This window comes from Mesorhizobium sp. B3-1-6, from assembly GCF_006439555.1.
Lineage (GTDB): Bacteria > Pseudomonadota > Alphaproteobacteria > Rhizobiales > Rhizobiaceae > Mesorhizobium.
In genome coordinates, this window is sequence record NZ_VFTM01000013.1 from 49,290 (window position 1) to 65,745 (window position 16,456).

Annotated in this window: 14 protein-coding genes; 6 read left to right on the plus strand and 8 right to left on the minus strand. The window is 63.3% G+C overall.

Features of this window, described 5'->3' with window-relative positions:
- Positions 1-5: 5 nt before the first annotated feature.
- Both FJ414_RS13610 and FJ414_RS13615 read right to left on the minus strand, forming a co-directional pair.
- Positions 6-1,325, minus strand: coding sequence for an aspartate aminotransferase family protein (locus tag FJ414_RS13610; RefSeq protein WP_140644895.1), 1,320 nt, complete (start codon positions 1,323-1,325; stop codon positions 6-8).
- A gap of 129 nt (positions 1,326-1,454) precedes the next feature.
- Positions 1,455-2,432: a GlxA family transcriptional regulator gene (locus tag FJ414_RS13615; protein ID WP_140644896.1), complete on the minus strand. Its 978-nt coding sequence runs from the start codon at positions 2,430-2,432 to the stop codon at positions 1,455-1,457.
- A gap of 217 nt (positions 2,433-2,649) precedes the next feature.
- Between FJ414_RS13615 and FJ414_RS13620 the strand changes: the two genes are divergently transcribed.
- The 5 genes from FJ414_RS13620 (at position 2,650) to FJ414_RS13640 (ending at position 7,504) form a co-directional block, all read left to right on the plus strand.
- The gene (locus FJ414_RS13620; RefSeq protein ID WP_140644897.1) at positions 2,650-3,186 is read left to right on the plus strand and encodes a DUF1629 domain-containing protein; all 537 of its coding nucleotides are present in this window, start codon (positions 2,650-2,652) and stop codon (positions 3,184-3,186) included.
- A gap of 297 nt (positions 3,187-3,483) precedes the next feature.
- The gene (locus FJ414_RS13625; RefSeq protein WP_140644898.1) at positions 3,484-4,344 is read left to right on the plus strand and encodes a xanthine dehydrogenase family protein subunit M; all 861 of its coding nucleotides are present in this window, start codon (positions 3,484-3,486) and stop codon (positions 4,342-4,344) included.
- On the plus strand, positions 4,344-4,820 hold the full coding sequence (locus tag FJ414_RS13630; protein ID WP_140644899.1) for a (2Fe-2S)-binding protein: 477 nt from the start codon (positions 4,344-4,346) through the stop codon (positions 4,818-4,820). Before FJ414_RS13625 ends, FJ414_RS13630 begins: the two co-directional genes overlap by 1 nt.
- Before the next feature lie 2 nt (positions 4,821-4,822).
- Positions 4,823-7,087 (plus strand): xanthine dehydrogenase family protein molybdopterin-binding subunit, encoded by a 2,265-nt coding sequence (locus tag FJ414_RS13635; RefSeq protein ID WP_140644900.1) that lies wholly within the window; start codon positions 4,823-4,825, stop codon positions 7,085-7,087.
- A gap of 171 nt (positions 7,088-7,258) precedes the next feature.
- Positions 7,259-7,504, plus strand: coding sequence for a MoaD/ThiS family protein (locus FJ414_RS13640; RefSeq protein WP_140644901.1), 246 nt, complete (start codon positions 7,259-7,261; stop codon positions 7,502-7,504).
- Between the two features lie 51 nt (positions 7,505-7,555).
- On the opposite strand, the gene FJ414_RS13645 is transcribed toward FJ414_RS13640, so the two are convergent.
- Together FJ414_RS13645 and FJ414_RS13650 are read right to left on the minus strand one after the other, a co-directional pair.
- Complete coding sequence (locus FJ414_RS13645; protein WP_140644902.1) at positions 7,556-8,338, minus strand: competence protein CoiA family protein; 783 nt, start codon at positions 8,336-8,338, stop codon at positions 7,556-7,558.
- A gap of 253 nt (positions 8,339-8,591) precedes the next feature.
- Positions 8,592-9,917 carry an ATP-binding protein gene (locus tag FJ414_RS13650; protein WP_181181609.1) on the minus strand — a complete coding sequence of 442 codons (1,326 nt, stop codon included), beginning with the start codon at positions 9,915-9,917 and terminating at the stop codon, positions 8,592-8,594.
- Between the two features lie 91 nt (positions 9,918-10,008).
- On the opposite strand from FJ414_RS13650, the gene FJ414_RS13655 reads away from it, so the two are divergent.
- Complete coding sequence (locus tag FJ414_RS13655; RefSeq protein ID WP_181181610.1) at positions 10,009-10,962, plus strand: hypothetical protein; 954 nt, start codon at positions 10,009-10,011, stop codon at positions 10,960-10,962.
- Between the two features lie 128 nt (positions 10,963-11,090).
- Here FJ414_RS13655 and FJ414_RS13660 read toward each other — a convergent pair whose 3' ends face one another.
- The 4 genes from FJ414_RS13660 to FJ414_RS13675 all read right to left on the minus strand — a co-directional run bounded on the left by FJ414_RS13660 (position 11,091) and on the right by FJ414_RS13675 (position 16,107).
- Positions 11,091-11,780: a hypothetical protein gene (locus FJ414_RS13660; RefSeq protein WP_140644905.1), complete on the minus strand. Its 690-nt coding sequence runs from the start codon at positions 11,778-11,780 to the stop codon at positions 11,091-11,093.
- 6 nt (positions 11,781-11,786) lie between these two features.
- Positions 11,787-12,209 carry a DOPA 4,5-dioxygenase family protein gene (locus FJ414_RS13665; RefSeq protein WP_140644906.1) on the minus strand — a complete coding sequence of 141 codons (423 nt, stop codon included), beginning with the start codon at positions 12,207-12,209 and terminating at the stop codon, positions 11,787-11,789.
- A 530-nt stretch (positions 12,210-12,739) separates the two neighbouring features.
- Positions 12,740-13,738 carry a nucleoside hydrolase gene (locus FJ414_RS13670; RefSeq protein ID WP_140644907.1) on the minus strand — a complete coding sequence of 333 codons (999 nt, stop codon included), beginning with the start codon at positions 13,736-13,738 and terminating at the stop codon, positions 12,740-12,742.
- A 299-nt stretch (positions 13,739-14,037) separates the two neighbouring features.
- Positions 14,038-16,107 carry an ABC transporter ATP-binding protein/permease gene (locus tag FJ414_RS13675; protein ID WP_140644908.1) on the minus strand — a complete coding sequence of 690 codons (2,070 nt, stop codon included), beginning with the start codon at positions 16,105-16,107 and terminating at the stop codon, positions 14,038-14,040.
- Positions 16,108-16,456: the final 349 nt, after the last annotated feature.

Genomic DNA, 16,456 nt, shown 5'->3' on the forward strand with positions numbered 1-16,456 from the left:
TGCTTTCACGACTGCGCGGCGACGTCGCCCAAGGTCTCGTCGATCGCTTGAAGGATGGCGCCAGCATCCGCTTCGGTCATCGGCGTCGACAGCGCGAACAGGCCGTAGCTGGCGGAGAGCACGCCACGGCCAAGCAGGCCCTTGTGGAAGGCGTCGAATTTTTTCCGCTCAGCCTGGCCGGGATAGACGGAGCGGTAATCCGTGACCGGATGCGACGTGAAATGAACCTTGAACAGCGAGCCCAGGCCGACGCATTGGCCGGCAAGCCCATGCTTTTCAAACGAGGCGGTGACCCCTTCGCGCAGAAATGCGCCCAACCGGTCGAGATGGGCAAAGCTTTCCCTGGTCAGCGCCCGCATCGAGGCAAGGCCGGCGCGCATGGTGACCGGATTGGCGGTGAAGGTGCCGCCATGCGGAAGCGCTGGTTTGCCGGCGGTCGGATCGAACACCGCCATGACATCGGCGCGCCCGCCCACGGCGCCGACAGGAAAACCGCCGCCGATGATTTTTCCGAGCGCCGTCAGGTCGGGCTCGAGGCCCCACAAGCCTTGCGCGCCCGACCATCCAAGGCGAAACGAGATGACCTCGTCGAAGATGACCAGCGCGCCCGCTTCGTGGGCGATCTCCACCATGGCGTGAAGGTAGTCCCGGCGCGCCGGGATCAATCCCGCGCGGTTGGGCATCGGATCGATCAGCACCGCCGCGATGCCGTCGCCCCCGGCGGCGAAGACGGCGCGCAGCGCCTCGCTGTCGTTGAAGGGCACGGCGATCACGTCGTCCAGCACGCCGCGCGGCGTGCCCCTGGCATAGGGCGTGGACCTGGGCAGATCGCCCCAGTTGGCGGGCGACGAGTCGAGGCTGACCTCGGCGAAATCGTAGGAGCCATGATAGGCGCCCTCGATCTTGACGATCTTCGGCCGCCCCGTGAAGGCGCGCGCGGCTTTGATCGCCATCATCACGCCTTCGGTGCCGGAATTGGTGAAGCGGACCTGGTCGACCGAGGGCAGCCGCTCGACCAGGAGTTCGGCGAGCTCGATCTCGCTCAGCGTCGGGGCGCCGAAGGCCGTGCCGGAAGGCAATTGCTCGGCTACTGCCGCGGTGACGTCGGGATGCGCGTAGCCGTGGATCATCGAGGTGAAATTGTTGATGCAGTCGTAATAGGAATTGCCGTCGACATCCCAGACCCTGCAGCCCTCGCCGCGCGCGGCGTAGATCGGAAACGGATCGACGAAGACCGTGGTGCGCGTGTTGCCGCCCGGCATCACCTTCCTGGCGCGCTCGAACAGGGTCTTCGATCCGGGCATGGCGTCGGGATAATGCGGCATGGCTCTCCGAAGGCGAATTCGACTTGTTGAAACAGCGGCGCAACCGCCGCTCGTCACGAAGCTACGGTTCGTTTCCGCGCAGGCGCAATCGGCCAGGCCGGGCATGCGACCCGACCAGGGGCATCCCGATCATTTCGCGGCGGCCGCAGCCGCGCGGTTCGGGTGCCTGAGATTGGTCGGCGTGATGCCGGTCTGCTGGCGGAAGACGCGGCTGAAATGGCCGGCATTGGCAAAACCGCAGCGATAGGCGATCTCGCCGATCGCCAGGTCGCTGCCTTCCAGAAGCGACCTGGCGTAATGAACCCGCAGCGCCAGATAGGCGGCCATCGGGCCGATGCCGAGCTCGGCGCCGAACAGGCGCTCGAGCTGGCGGCGCGAGCAGTTCTGCCTGGCGGCGATCTCGGCCACGGGGATCGGCTCCTGCAGATTGCTTTCCATCAGGAGCAGCGCCCGCTTCACCGCGCGGCTCGCGGCGGCGGGAAACAGGTCGCCGACCGGCTGCACGTCGCGGCTGGAGCGGATACGGTCCAGCACCAATATCTTGGCCGCCTTTTCCGCCGCCTTCTGGCCGATGAATTGCGCGACGAAATAGCCGGCGAGGTCGGCCGCTCCGGTACCGCCGGCGCAGGTGGCGCGGCCGCGGTCGACGGAATAGAGGCTGTCGGCATGGGCGTTCACATCGGGGAACTCGGCGCGAAAATCCTTGATGTGGAACCAACTGACCGCGGCACTGTAGCCGTCGAGCAGGCTATAGCGCGCAAGCACGAAGCTGCCGGTGCAGAGCGCGGTGAGCGGCACGCCTTTCGCGGCGGCGCGCAGCAGGAACGCTTCCTTTTCCGAACTCAGCTTGCGGTTGGTGTCGAGCAGGCCGCCGACCACCACGACATTGTCGAAATCCTCCGGATTGCCCATCGCCCTGGTCGGCAGCAATTCGACGCCGCAGCTGGCGCGGATCGGCAGGCCGCGCTCGCCGACGATCTCCCAGTCGAACTCGATCCTGCGGCTGCGGTCACCCTCGTCGCCGGCCAGCCTCAGCGTATCGATGAACAGCGACAGCGGCGACAAGGTGAAATCGCGCACCAAAAGAAATGCGAACTTCTTGGCCATTCGCGAGCCAACCTCTCATTCGAGCCAGGCGCCATCCTTGACCGCCAGCCGCGACGTTTATCAATCGGCGAGCGGACTGGATAGCGCGTGGCCTTGAATAGCGGTTTGGACCGTTGCATGATTCCTCGCGCGCGCTTTCGGCGACCGCCGGGCGTCGCAATCCGGCACGGCGCCGTCATCGCCGGACCTTCATCGAAAGCCGCGGAGCCATCGGGCGATGACGACCATCCATCAGTTCGCTGTGTCGGAAGGGCAGGAATGGGTGATGCCGGTCGATGACGAGACCTACGAGGAGTTCTTCGGCCTCGACGGACGCTCGTTGGAGGGCTGGCAGCCGCCGTTGATGCGGCGCGTCGAGGAAGGCGAGCGGCTCTATTCCGATTTTCCCTGGCTCGGCGAGCACGCGCCGCTTTTGCGCCAGCCGGCCGTCAACGCGCTGGCGGCGGCGCTGCGGCCCTATGGCGAGCTCGTCGCGCTGCGCGGCGAGAAGGTCTGGCTGCTCAACGTCACCAATGTGATCGACGCGCTGGACGAGGCGCACTCGCAGATCGTGCGGTTCGAGGACGGCGACATATTGGCGATCGAGCGCTACGCCTTCGACGCGGAAAAGGTCGGGACGGCGGAAGTGTTCAAGCTGCCGATGCGGGCCTCCCCGGTCTTCGTCAATGAGGTGTTCGTCGAACGGGTCCGCAAGGCCGGGTTGCGCAATGTGTCGTTCGAGCCGCTATGGACATCGGGAACGGCAATCGCTTGACGAATAGCAGTTATTCCAATCATTGAGGTGGCGTCATCCCTCATCCGCCTGCCCGCACCTTCTCCAGGGCAATCGCATGGGTGGTTCCCCCGCTCCGTCGCTGCTTCGCAGCGCCGAGACGGAGTGGGGGAACCCCCTAGGCGATTTGCCGCATCCGCTGTGCCGCCGCCCCTGGCCCGCCCGCTGGGCGCATCTGGAGCATCGCTCTGGCCCAACCCGGACATGCACGAACGGGATGGCCATTATAACCAGACGCTTTATAACGGTCGCTGACATAGCGACGACCAAGGGGAGACGATGCGTTACATACGTCCGCTTTCAATCGAAGATGCCGTTGGCGAGCTCGCCAAGGCGGTAGGACCGGCCGCGATCCTGGCCGGGGGCAGCGACCTTTTGGTGAGGATGAAGGGCGGCTTCATCGAGCCTGAGCTGATCGTCGACATCAAGGCAATCGGCGGCCTGGCTGACGTCACCGAAACGGCCGACGGGTTCCGGATCGGCGCCGCGGTGCCCTGCGCGGTACTGGGCGAGAACAAGGCGCTCCGCAAGGCATGGCCGGGCGTGGTCGAGGCGGCCAATCTGATCGGCTCCAAGCAGGTGCAGGGCCGCTGCACCATCACCGGCAATCTGTGCAACGCCTCGCCCGCCGCCGACAGCGTGCCGGCGCTGGTGGCGGCCGCGGCACAAGCGGTGGTCGCCGGGCCTTCGGGCAAGCGCACCATCGCGGTGGAGAGCGTGCCGACGGGACCCGGCCGCACGTCTCTCGCCAAGGGCGAGATCATCGAGGCGATCCTGCTGGACAAACGGCCTGACCATGCGGGCGACGCCTATCTGCGCTTCATTCCGCGCACCGAGATGGACATCGCGGTGGTGAGCGCCGGCGTCAACCTGACACTGGACGAAAAGGGCGCGATCAAGACCGCCCGCGTGGCGCTCGGCGCTGCCGCACCCACCGTGCTTCTGGTCGAGGAAGCAGGCCAGGTGCTGGTCGGCTCGAAGCTCGACGAAGCCACGCTGGAGCGGTTGGCCAAGATCTGCTCCGGCGCCTGCCGCCCCATCGACGACAAGCGCGGCACCATCGAATTCAGACGGAAAGTCGCGGGCGTGCTGGCGCAAAGGGCCGCCGCTATCGCCTACAAGCGTGCGGGAGGCAAATAATGGCCGGTGTAGCTGTATCAACCACGATCAACGGCGACGCCGTCGAATATCTCTGCCAGCCCGACGAGACGCTGCTGGACGTGCTGCGCGACCGGCTGGGCCTGACCGGCGCCAAGGAAGGCTGCGGCACCGGCGACTGCGGCGCCTGCAGCGTCATCGTCGATGGCCGCCTGGTCTGCTCCTGCCTGGTGCTGGGCGCGGAAGCCGAGGGCCGCAAGATCGAGACCATCGAAGGCATGGCGCATGGCGACCAGTTGCACCCGCTGCAGCAGAAATTCCTGGAGCACGCGGCCTTGCAATGCGGCATCTGCACGCCAGGTTTCCTGATTGCGGCCAAGGATCTGCTGGAGAAGAACCCCTCGCCCACCGAGGAGGAAATCCGCTTCGGGCTGGCCGGGAACCTGTGCCGCTGCACCGGCTATGACAAGATCGTGCGCGCCGTCCAGGACGCGGCAAACGTGATGAAGGGAGCCTGATCATGAACTTCGATCCGCGCTACTCCGGACGCAATTTCTCCTCGGTCGGCACGCGGCCGATCCGCCCCGACGGCATCGACAAGGTGACCGGGCGCGCCCGCTACGGCGCTGACTTCAACATGGCCGGCCAGCTGGTCGGCCGCGTGCTGCGCAGCCCGCACGCGCACGCCATCATCAAGAAGATCGACACGTCGAAGGCGGAAAAGCTCGCCGGCGTGAAAGCGGTGATCACGGCGAAGGACCTGCCCGACCTCACCGACGGCGATGCCGCCATGTACGACATCCTCGACAATTCGATGGCGCGCAAGAAGGCGCTCTATGACGGCCATGCGGTGGCCGCGGTCGCGGCGATCGACGCCCGCATCGCCCGCCAGGCGCTGAAGCTGATCGAGGTCGACTATGAGGTGCTGCCGCATGTGACCGATGTCGACGAGGCGGCGCAGCACCATGCGCCGCTGATCAACGACCAGGTCTTCACCGAGGGTCTGGAGGAAAAGCCGGCGAAACCCTCCAACGTCACCAAGCGCACGCAGTTCGGCCATGGCGATGTGCACAAGGGTTTTGCCCAGGCCGATTTCGTCGTCGAGCGCTCGTTCAAGACCGAGCAGACGCACCAGGGCTACATCGAGCCGCATGCCTGCGTGGCGAGCATCAACCCGGACGGCACGGCGGACCTGTGGGTCTGCACGCAGGGCCATTTCGTCTACCGCCAGCATTGCGCCCAGCTGCTTGGGCTGGAGGCCTCGAAGCTGCGCGTCACCTCGTCGGAGATCGGCGGCGGTTTCGGCGGCAAGACCCATGTCTGGGCCGAGCCGGTGGCGCTTGCCTTGTCCCGCAAGGCCGGCCGCCCGGTAAAACTGGTGATGACCCGCGACGAGGTTTTTCGCGCCTCGGGCCCGACCAGCGCCACCTCGATCGACGTCAGGATCGGCGCCAGGAAGGACGGCACCATCACCGCCGCGGAAGCGACGCTGCGCTATAGCTGCGGCCCCTATGCCGGCTCCTGGGCCGAGATCGGCGCCATGACCGCGTTCGCCTGCTACAAGCTGGAGAACGTCAAGACCGTCGGCTACGAGGTGCTGGTCAACCGGCCGAAGACGGCGGCCTATCGCGCGCCGTCGGCGCCGATGGCGGCCTTCGCGGTGGAAAGCTCGATCGACGAGCTTGCCCGCGAGATCGGCATGGACGCGGTGGACTTCCGCATCAAGAACGCCGCGCAGGAAGGCACCCGCGCCTCCTACGGCCCGGTCTACGGGCCGATCGGCATCGGACCGACGCTGGAGGCGGTGAAGAAGCATCCGCACATGAAGGCGCCGCTGAAAGCCAACCAGGGGCGCGGCATGGCCTGCGGCTTCTGGTTCAATTTCGGCGGCCAGACCTGCACGGACCTGAACATCGGCATGGACGGCTCGGTGTCGCTGGCCGTGGGCACGGTGGATGTCGGCGGTTCCCGCGCGTCGCTGTCGCTGGTGGCGGCGGAGGAGCTCGGCATCGACTACAGCAACGTCAAGGCGATCGTCGCCGACACGTCTTCGCTGGGCTACAACGACATGACCGACGGCAGCCGCGGCACCTTCTCCTCCTCGATGGCGACGATCTCGGCCGCCCGCAACGCTATTCTGATCCTGAAGGATCGCGCCGCGCAGATGTGGGACATCCCGGTCGACGACGTAGTCTGGGAAAAGGGCCATGCCATCGCCAAGGGCGAGAAATACGGCAACCTGTCGCCGCTGTCGCTGAAGGACATCGCCGCCAAGTCGGGTACGACCGGCGGCCCGATCGCCGGCCATAGCGAGCTCGTCGCCGACGGCGCCGGCGTCTCCTTCGCCACCCATATCTGCGACATCGAGGTCGACCCGGAGACGGGTGCTGCCCGGGTGATCCGCTACACGGTGGTGCAGGACGCCGGCAAAGCGGTGCACCCGACCTATGTCGAGGGCCAGTACCAGGGGGGTGCCGCGCAGGGCATCGGCTGGGCGCTCAACGAGGAGTATATCTACGGCAAGGACGGGCGGCTGCAGAATGCGGGCTTCCTCGACTACCGCATCCCGGTCTGCTCCGACCTGCCGATGATCGACACGCAGATCCTGGAAATCCCCAACCCCAACCACCCCTATGGCGTGCGCGGCGTGGGCGAAACCTCGATCGTGCCGCCGCTGGCGGCGATCGCCAACGCAGTGTCGAATGCCGTCGGCGTGCGCATGACCCACATCCCGATGTCGCCGCCGCGGATTCTGGCGGCGCTGGACGCGGAGCGGGAAGGCTGAGAGGCATCCAAGCTTGGGTAGGTGTGTTGAGATTCAGGTCAGGCCGAGCCGAGAATGATGGCTTCCGAGAACCGGAGCGGAGCGTACTTGAAGTACGTGAGCACCGGAAGCGCAGGAAGCCGTCGTTCGCAGGCCGGCCTCACCTGAATATCGACGCACCTTGAGGCGATAATGGTCGCCGTCACCCTCTGGGGCTCGCTCAGCGCCGTCGCCGGCGGCAAGGCCAAGCACGAGATCGAGGCCAAGGACATCAGGGAGCTGTTCCGCAAGCTGGCGGAACAGTATCCCGGGATAGAGCCGTGGATCGACCGGGGGATTGCCGTGGCGATCGACGGGGTGATCTATCGCGATACGTGGGGGAAGGAACTGCCGCCGGGGGCGGAGATTTTTCTGCTGCCGAGGTTGGCCGGGGGGTAAGGTGGATCAGGCCTACTCGCTCTTTCCTCACTGCCCTACGCTGATGGTGCCCTAGTATTTTGCTCGACGACGACCTCTAGGTTGACCAAAATGTGGAGGTCTTGCGTAGTTCCAGCGACGAGCGGTTAGCCCCTTTTGGACAAACCATCTAATGGCATCCGTTGGTATGATCTGCTCCCTCATCTTAGCCGCGTCGACAAACCAGGACCGCGAAACAGCCGCGAGAACCGCATAGCCGTCGAAACGCCCCGGTAGCAAACACCAAAGCTTTCCTTGCATTTCCCTAGGTGATCCGTCCGGTAAATCGAAGCCTTCGAAATCGAACAAAACCGGCTTTGTGCAGTTGAGCCAAACAGCAGGCAGACAACTCTCAGGGCTACGCGTGATGAACAGGTTTTTCGCAAGGGGCACACTCAACAGGTTTCCGCGCGCCAGAAACCGCTTCCGGTCGTTCTTTAGGCGCATCCCGTCCACGATCCAGATCATGTTCCGGTAAAAAGCCTCGCGTGCAATTCTCTCTTGCGCAGGCAAGTGGGAATGCTGGAACTCAATCACTTGGCCATTTCCGGTCATCACATCTGCGACGTGCTTCTCACCTTTTTCATCGCGCTGGATGATTTCCTGCCATTCCAAGGGAAACTGATCCTTCCAGCCGCGGTGCCAAAGAGTTTCTGGCTCCCACCAAGAATCGCAGCTTCTATTGCCGCGATGCGCCCAATGCCAAACGCGTTGTGTCCCGCACTTTGAGGTCATGGGTTGCGAACAGCCCAGGCAGCAGCCGGACAGTTTGGGGGCCGCCTCACGTCTTTCGTCATTCACCAATGCAAGCCGCATAAATTTCTCCACAATTCGCGGTTGCCCGTGTCGCGGGACGCCGCTGATTTCTTGCGAGGAGTGTTTCGGCAGCATAGCCAACCACAGGCTGGCGCTGGTTCTTCTTATCGTCGACGTAAGGGGCCAGCCCACTGTCGGTTATCGCGCGACTGTCCTCAATGCCTGGCGCCGCTTCTTCTCAAGGCACGAGCAGGATTGTAGCTGGCGAGCTCCGCCGGTCAAGTCCGGCGCAGACGCCGCGCTCGTAAGTGGTTCAATAGCGATTGTTCCGAAACTTCGCGATCTCTTCACTCACCATGCCAAGCGATAGAGGTGCGAAGTCGAATGCATCGTAGAGCGGCTTGAGTAACGGAAAAAGGACTTCCGCCAAGTTATCTTCGATGACTGAAGCCCGCGCCTGCCCTTGCATTTTCACTGTACCGACAAAACACTCGCGGTCATAGCTGAGGTAACGCCAATCAAATAACGCCGACATCCGCCGACCTTTCAAGCCGTCGTACTGAACGCGCACCGAAATTTCAGGATCCTCGCCAAACAACTTGGCCAGGCGCGCCACATAGAGCAGCGTCTCACCGACGCGCCAAATCGGAATGGTCAGATCGACAGCCGTGCCCGGCTCAGCCTTCTCAGTAAAATCCTCATCGTAAGATCGAATTTCATACAGAAAGCCATCAGGCCGGACTCGCCAAAAGTCACAATGCCGACCATCCCTATGTTCTTCGCGAGGATCACCAACCCAGGCCTCGATTGCGTCGCCTACTGGCACCGGACCAATCGGCCTCCGATCGAGCACCACAAACGGACCCCATCCCGTCAATCTGACTTCGCTGGCCTTTCGAAGATGGCCCAGCAAACTCCTAAGATCTTGAGCCGGGCTGACGTTCAAGACCTGGAACGATTGTTCGTAGTGCCCAAGAGGGAAACGAGCTGGATCGTCCTTCGGCAACGGTTCCAGACGCTCATTCCACCTGTCCCGTGAGACTTCGGTGAACTTAAGCAGTTCATCAATCTGCGCCTGCGCTATAGAATCTAGGGAGTGGCCTTGTACGATACCTCTTATTGCCTCCAGCAGGCTGTCCCGATTTGCGCGAACACATCTGTCGAGGAGTGTTCGCCACTCCTCAGCCGTAAACGGCTCCTCGCTCTTGGGGCCCGGCTTTCGGATGTAGACTTTCTGCGCGAGAATTTCTCCATCCGTGCCCTTCGCCGCCATAACAGGAACAATCTGGCCGCCCGGTACAACTACGACGGCGTGTTCATTGCCTGATATAGGATGATTCAGATGGACAAGTTCACAGTGAATGTGCGGGTCTGCATACCTGTTTACCGCTGCATTCACAGCGTCGGCAGTGTACCGATTGATTTGAGCTGGACGAGGATAGGAACCAATAGGCGCGTTGCTAACTTCCCGCATCCCAATGAGAATGGCCCCCCCACCATGATTTGCTAGTGCAATCGCGGCCTTGGCAAGTGGCGCCCGGCCCGCTGGGGCATCGAGGTCGAGCCATGACTTAAATTCCGTGGCAAGCGTCTCGTTTTGAAGCTGAAATAGTTGTTCTAGGTCTTCGATATTTGCCACCGGCAAGCATCCTGCAAAACATATTGCGACACTACGATTTAACATCCACATTGAAAATAGTACACAGAGTGAGGCACGGAAAGATTCACAGATGCAGATCACGCCAGTTAGAATTGCAATTGAACTGCGCCTTTCTGGAGGCAGCGAACAGATGGTGGCCATGCGGGAGCGCTTAATAGCGATATGCCAACACTATCTCGATAGCGGGTTTGGGGATGGCAACGCGGAGCAAAGACTTTGTTCGCCTGATGACTTCACCTATTGGCAACAGCTCTCGGAGGTGCTGCTGGCGCATCAACTTACGGCAGCCGGCATTGAATTCACCCATCAAGCTGTTGGGCCGGATTTCTGCATTACCCACGGCGGAAGGCGCATCTGGATTGAGGTGATCGCCCCGACTCCTGCCAACGTCCCGGCGGCTTGGCTCGAGGCTACAGAAGGCGTTCGCGATTTTCCGCATGAAGCGATTCTTCTTCGATGGACAGCCGCAATCAAGCAGAAGGCCGAGGTTTTGCTTGGGAACCCACCCCGCGCCAATGGCTACCTCTCCAGCGGCGTAGTCAGCCAGAACGACTGCTACGTGATAGCGATTAACGGGCGCCTGTTGCGTGGCTTTGGCGGCTCGTTGCACGCGCTGATCGGCGTTAGTCAATTTCCCTTCGCGGCTGAGGCAACCTTTGCCATCGGACCACTTCAGGTGCGGATCAATCGCGAAACGTTAGAGGCATCAGCACCAGAGCATCAGCAAAGGTATTTGATCCACAAGCCAGTGGGACAACCTGTTCCGGCCGACACGTTTCTCGATCCGCGCTTTGCCCCCATCAGTGCGATATGGGCAGTCGATATCGATGAATCTGTGGTTGTCGGCCGGCCTGCAACGATGGTCGTTGTTCATAACCCGAGCGCAACCAACCCTTTGCCTGTGGGTTTTCTGCCCGCACAAGACGAATATGTCGCACATGTTGTTGATGAGCAGACTTATCGCCTCGATCGTGTCGAAGGTCGAACGGCGCGTCCTGCAGAAATTTCGATGACGGTCGGTTAGTGCGCGCCGCCCCGATCTTAACTGCCTAAGATTGGGGGCAGTTGGACCCGAAAGTCCAATAAAAATGCCGCCTACTTTAGCTCATCGTTATGCGGCCAACTGCCCCAACAAATGCTAGTGTAAATCCCTCAATCAGGCGGAAGGCCGAGTTCTTGAAGGATCGCCGGGGTCGTCAGGCCCCAGTTGGCCGTCCAGTGAAACATAAACGCGCTTATATCTAGATGTCCCCGAGACTCTGCAACTCTAGCGACTACCAGGAGACACCACAGTAATGCTTCTCGGCAAAATTGCTGATCTTCGAACAACGCCTGTCGATTTTCCACAAGACCTTTTATTGTGACAGGGGCGTTTGCTGGCAATGTAAGAGATGACGGGACCCAACGTGGGTGGACAACCTCGTTCCGGAGTTGCGAAAGCGCAAATATTTCATTTATTAGCCGATCCTGATCGCGCATTGGTCGATCGGGCGTTAGCGCAATCAGCTCCTTAATCTTTTTTGAAAGCGACCCATGGCTTTGCCCTACTCGCTTTAACAGCGCACCGCTTCGCAGTTCTTGTCCACGAAGATAGAAGAAGGTGTTCGTGAAAGCTTCAAGTCCAGTAAGGCTCATTATGAATGATTGCAGCCCGAACCACCGTCGTTGTTCGCCTTGTTCTTGTTTGATCATTGAATCAAGGTTCAAGGCTGCGAGCTTGAAATAGACGGTTACGACACTGAATAACTGCTCGAGCCGCACAGCGCCCTGATGCGGCTCGCCGTCTTTGAACACTTGGCGGATCGTGCCGTCCTCCTGCAACTCAATCACGAAATCCGGCATGCCCCCTCACACCCCCAGCGTCGGCTCGGTATTCACCTCAAGCGCCTCTTCCGCCTCGTCCTCCTCGCCGAGCACCTCGCCATGCACACCGAGCGCGCGACCGATCCAGATCGGGTCGACCGTGTGGTCGCGCTTGGGGTTGGTGGTGTTGGGGTGGATGAGGATACTCAGGCCGCCATGGTTCAGCATCAGCCAGGGGACCAGCGTGGCGAAGATTTTGGTGGCGAAGGAGACCTGGTACATGGCCTGCTCATGCGGGCCGACCGGCTCGTCGCGCCAGTTGCCGAGCCGCACACGGAACCGTTCGCCGATGCGCTGGCGCAGCCATTCGGCGTGTTGGCGCTGGGCCGCATCGCCGTAATAGATATGGGCGTGATAGCTGGCGATCTCCGCGAGCGGTCTCGGATCGTGCGGCCTGGCTTCGTTCATCGCGCTGCTCCCCTCCCCGGTGGTTCCGGTCTGCCGTGCGCAGCGAAACTCTAGGCGGTTCTTCGTTGCCTGGAAACGGCGAGCCGGCCTACAGACTGTTCAGTGCGGGCGTGTTTGACCGTAATCGCAGACGCCGGCGCCACTCCGTCTCGGCGCTGCGCGCCGAGCCACCTCTACCCCACTTTGTCTACGCTATGCACATCTTCTGTGACTGGCGCGACTAATCAGGCCGAGGCTTGATTGCCACGTGGTTCCCCCAATCCGTCGCTGCTTCGCAGCGCCACCTTTCCCCTCTCCGGAGGGAAAGGAAGGGAGCGTTGCTGGACGGGCGTTGACGGCAAAAAAGCTTGGCGCCTTTCCTCTACCCCGTCGATCGGGGGAGAGGTGGCTCGGCGAAGCCGAGACGGAGTGGGGGTCGACCAGTGCTGCATAAGACAATGCATGCGCCAAGCTGCCATGCACGCTATCGCCAAAGGCCAGCCGCGTGGAACGTGTGCATGCCGTAGCCCATTTCATGGGGGCGAGGAACGCTAACCGCCAAGGCCGCGACCTCGGCCGGCCTTCTTGCCGCTCAGCCGCTCGACCGCGTCGACGATCAGGTCGCAGAATTTTTGATGGTCGAGCTTCATCGCCACGCTGTGGCGGAAGTTCACCTGCTCGCTCGCCGTGCCGCCGAAATGGCGCATGCCGCCCATCTTCTCGAAATTGCAGACCGTCATGCCCCTGGTCCAGCGTCCGGCGGTCTCGACGCGGATGTCGGCCTTCTCGGTGGTGAAGACGCTTGCGTCGATCATGGCCGCCACGCAGCAGGCGTCGTGGACGGCGGGATATTCGATCTGCAGGAGGCCGCCATGCGTGGTGGCGATGAATTCCCAGATATCGAGGATGAACTTGGCGATCGAGCCGCCGACGGCGCGCACCCTGTCCTGCAGCTCAGGGGTGGCCAAAGCCTGGTGCGTGAGGTCGAGCCCCACCATGGTGACGTCCCAGTCGGCGCGGAACACCACGTCGGCGGCTTCCGCGTCGGCGTAGACGTTGAACTCGGCCGCGGGCGTGATGTTGCCGCGCGTGAAGCTGCCGCCCATCGCCACGACCCGCTTCACCCGCCCGACGATGCGCGGGTCCTTGCGGGCCGCGAGCGCGATGTTGGTGTAGGGACCGACCGGCACCAGCGTGACGGTCCTCGGCTCATGCGTCATAACCGTGTCGATGATGAAGTCGACGGCATGCCGCCTGTCGAGATCGAACGAAGCCGGCGGCAGCTCGGGGCCGTCGAGCCCGGTCTCGCCATGGATCTCGATCGCCAGCACCTGGTCGCCGACCAAAGGGCCGGGCGAGCCCTTCGCCACCGGCACCTCGATGCCATAGGCCGTGCAGGTGGCCAGCGCGTTGCGCGTGGTGTTCTCGACATTGTGGTTGCCCGAAACCGTGGTGATGCCGAGCAGGTCGATGTTCGGGTTGCCGGCCGCAAGCAGGATGGCGATGGCGTCGTCGTGCCCCGGGTCGCAGTCCAGGATAATCTTTTCCATGGTTCCTCCCTGTGGCGATTACAGACTGGGGCGGCTTGCAGCGTCAAGGTTCATCGGTTGGCACAAAGGGTGGGATGCAACATCGCGGATGCCGGCGCTGCCCCCGCTCCGTCTCGGCTTCGCCGAGCCACCTCTCCCCACTTTGTGGTGGCGAGGAAATGCTAATCGGCAAGGGCGCGGCCTTTGCAAGCTTGGGTTCCTCGCCCCCGCCAAAGGTGGGGGAGAGGTGGCTCGGTGCGCAGCGCCGAGACGGAGCGGGGGAGCGCCGCTGGCGATTACGCGCCACGTTAGAGTGCCCCCTACCCCTTGCTGCCATTCCCGCCGCTGCCCCACAGCGCGCGCTGCAGCAGGCCCCGCGCGCGCTTCTTCGGCGCGAGCTCGACGTCGCTGACCAGACGCGCCCCGCCCTGGCGCCGTTCCAGCGTGATCTTTCGCGTGTGGAAGGCTTCCAGCTCGGCGCGGTGCGCCACGCTGATGATGGTGACCTGGGGCAGCTCCTTGATCACCGTGCGCATCATCTTGTCCTGGCTCTTCTCGTCCAGCGCCGAGGTCGCTTCGTCCAGCACCACGATATCCGGCGCGTGCAGCAGCAGGCGGGCGAAGGCCAGGCGTTGCTTCTCGCCGCCCGACAGCGTCTGGTCCCAAGGCGCCTCTTCCTCCAGCCGGTCCTTCAAATAGCCGAGGCCGACCTTGTCGAGGGCCGCGTCGATCTCTTTCGTCTTCCAGTTGTCGGCGGCGGCGGGATAGGCGGTGGCGCGGCGCAGCGTGCCGGACGGGATGTAGGGGCGCTGCGGCAGCATGAACAGCCGCTTGCCCGGGTGGAAATCGACGCTGCCGCTGCCCCAGGGCCAGAGACCCGCAATGGCGCGCACCAGCGTCGACTTGCCCGAACCGGATTCGCCCGAGACCAGCACGCGCTCGCCGGGCTCGATCATCACTTCGGTTTCCTTGACCACGGCGGTGCCGTCGTCGAGCGTCACGGAAAGATCGTTGAGGCTGAGCATCGCCCCGTCTGCGGTCTCGCCGCGCTGGATGCGGCCCAGCTTGTCGTTCTCTTCGGCGCGCTCCAGCCCGTCCAACGACATCATCAGCGAGGCGATGCGGTGGGCCGACGCGTTCCAGTCGGCCAGGCGCGGGTAATTGTCGACCAGCCAGCCGAAGGCGCCCTGCACGATGGCGAAGGCGGAGGCCGCCTGCATCACCTGGCCCAGCGACATCGAGCCGTCGAGGAATTTCGGCGCGCACAGAAGCACCGGCACCACCGGCGCGAACAGGCTGGAGCCTTGCGAGACCAGTGCCGTGCGCATGTGCTGGCCGGTGAGCCGCGCCCAGCGGCCGAGCACGCCGGCGAAGGTGCGGTCGATGCCGGCGTTCTCCTCCTCCTCGCCGCCGAGCAGCGCGATGCTCTCGCCATTTTCGCGCACGCGCGTCAGCACGTAGCGGAACTCGGCCTCGGCCTGGTTCTTGTCCTCGGAAAGCTGGACGAAGCGGCGGCCGATGGCGAACATCGAGGTCGAGGTGATCGCCGCGTAGATGACCGCGGTGACGACGAGGAAGCCGGGCACGGTGATGGTGGAACCGCCCAGCGTAAAACTCAGCGCGCCGCCGATCGTCCACAGCACCACGATGAAGGTCGAGGCCGACAGGAAGGCGTTGAGGACGCCGGCGATGAAATCGACCGGCGATTCGGTGGCGATGCGCAGGTCCTCGGTCAGGCGGGCCTCGGGGTTGGCATGGTCGCCCTTGACGAGGTTGAGCTGGTAGTAGCGGCCGCTGGCCAGCCAGCGCTGGATGACGGCCGTGGTCAGCCAGGAGCGCCAGCGCCGCTGCATGGTCATGCGCAGGTAGACTTGCGCGACCACCAGGCTGATGCTGCCGGCGACCAGCGGCAGGAAGATGCCGCTCAGCCAATAGACGGTGTGGGCGTCGCGCTGCTCGATGGCGTCGAAGATCGCGCGGTTCCAGCGATTGATGCCGTATTGGAACCCGACATTGACGCAGATCAGCGTGAGCAGCCCGATCGTCAGGGGCCAGGCGAGCCTGTCGCCGTGCAAACCCCAATAGCCGCGACCGCTGATCCAGAAGCGCCGCAAAAGGTATTTCTTGCGCGCCCGCTCGGCTTCCTCCGGCGAAAGCGCGGGACCCGGCTCGGCGGCCTCGGGCGGCGGCGACCCGGCATGGCCGATGGCTTCCGGTGCTGCTTCGGCGGATGCTTTTTGTTCAGGCGCCTTGGGCGGGGCTTCGCTTGGCTTGGGCGGCTTCTCCTGCCGCGCCTTCGGCTTCCCTACCCGCTTCTGCGGGCGCGATTGGCGGACCGCGCGCGGAGTGGCGGCGCCTGCAGGCGCCGGTTTGACTTTGGCCTTGGGCATCGCGCGACAACGGCCCAAAAATCAAAAGGTTTCATGCGGGCCGCCCAGGCCAATCGCCGAGGGCGCTCCCCCTCTCCGTCTCGGCTTCGCCGAGCCACCCCGCCTTTGGCGAGGGCGAGGAACCGCATGCATTGTCTAGTGTAGCGCTGGTCGACCCCCACTCCGTCTCGGCTTCGCCGAGCCACCTCTCCCCCGCTCGACGGGGTAGAGGAAAGGCGCCAAGCTTTTTGCCGTCAACGCTCGTCCAGCAACGCTCCCTTCCTTTCCCTCCGGAGGGGGGAAGGTGGCGCTGCGAAGCAGCGACGGATTGGGGGAACCACCTGGCAATCAAGCTCAGGTCGATCAGTCA

What these genes read in the sequence shown, in the direction of transcription:
- FJ414_RS13620 (WP_140644897.1), top strand. Translation starts at nt 2,650, where the DNA reads ATGACGACCATCCATCAGTTCGCTGTGTCGGAAGGGCAGGAATGGGTG.
- FJ414_RS13665 (WP_140644906.1), bottom strand. Translation starts at nt 12,209, where the DNA reads ATGAACGAAGCCAGGCCGCACGATCCGAGACCGCTCGCGGAGATCGCC.
- FJ414_RS13630 (WP_140644899.1), top strand. Translation starts at nt 4,344, where the DNA reads ATGGCCGGTGTAGCTGTATCAACCACGATCAACGGCGACGCCGTCGAA.
- FJ414_RS13670 (WP_140644907.1), bottom strand. Translation starts at nt 13,738, where the DNA reads ATGGAAAAGATTATCCTGGACTGCGACCCGGGGCACGACGACGCCATC.
- FJ414_RS13610 (WP_140644895.1), bottom strand. Translation starts at nt 1,325, where the DNA reads ATGCCGCATTATCCCGACGCCATGCCCGGATCGAAGACCCTGTTCGAG.
- FJ414_RS13615 (WP_140644896.1), bottom strand. Translation starts at nt 2,432, where the DNA reads ATGGCCAAGAAGTTCGCATTTCTTTTGGTGCGCGATTTCACCTTGTCG.
- FJ414_RS13640 (WP_140644901.1), top strand. Translation starts at nt 7,259, where the DNA reads ATGGTCGCCGTCACCCTCTGGGGCTCGCTCAGCGCCGTCGCCGGCGGC.
- FJ414_RS13660 (WP_140644905.1), bottom strand. Translation starts at nt 11,780, where the DNA reads ATGCCGGATTTCGTGATTGAGTTGCAGGAGGACGGCACGATCCGCCAA.
- FJ414_RS13655 (WP_181181610.1), top strand. Translation starts at nt 10,009, where the DNA reads ATGCAGATCACGCCAGTTAGAATTGCAATTGAACTGCGCCTTTCTGGA.
- FJ414_RS13625 (WP_140644898.1), top strand. Translation starts at nt 3,484, where the DNA reads ATGCGTTACATACGTCCGCTTTCAATCGAAGATGCCGTTGGCGAGCTC.
- FJ414_RS13635 (WP_140644900.1), top strand. Translation starts at nt 4,823, where the DNA reads ATGAACTTCGATCCGCGCTACTCCGGACGCAATTTCTCCTCGGTCGGC.
- FJ414_RS13675 (WP_140644908.1), bottom strand. Translation starts at nt 16,107, where the DNA reads ATGCCCAAGGCCAAAGTCAAACCGGCGCCTGCAGGCGCCGCCACTCCG.
- FJ414_RS13645 (WP_140644902.1), bottom strand. Translation starts at nt 8,338, where the DNA reads ATGCGGCTTGCATTGGTGAATGACGAAAGACGTGAGGCGGCCCCCAAA.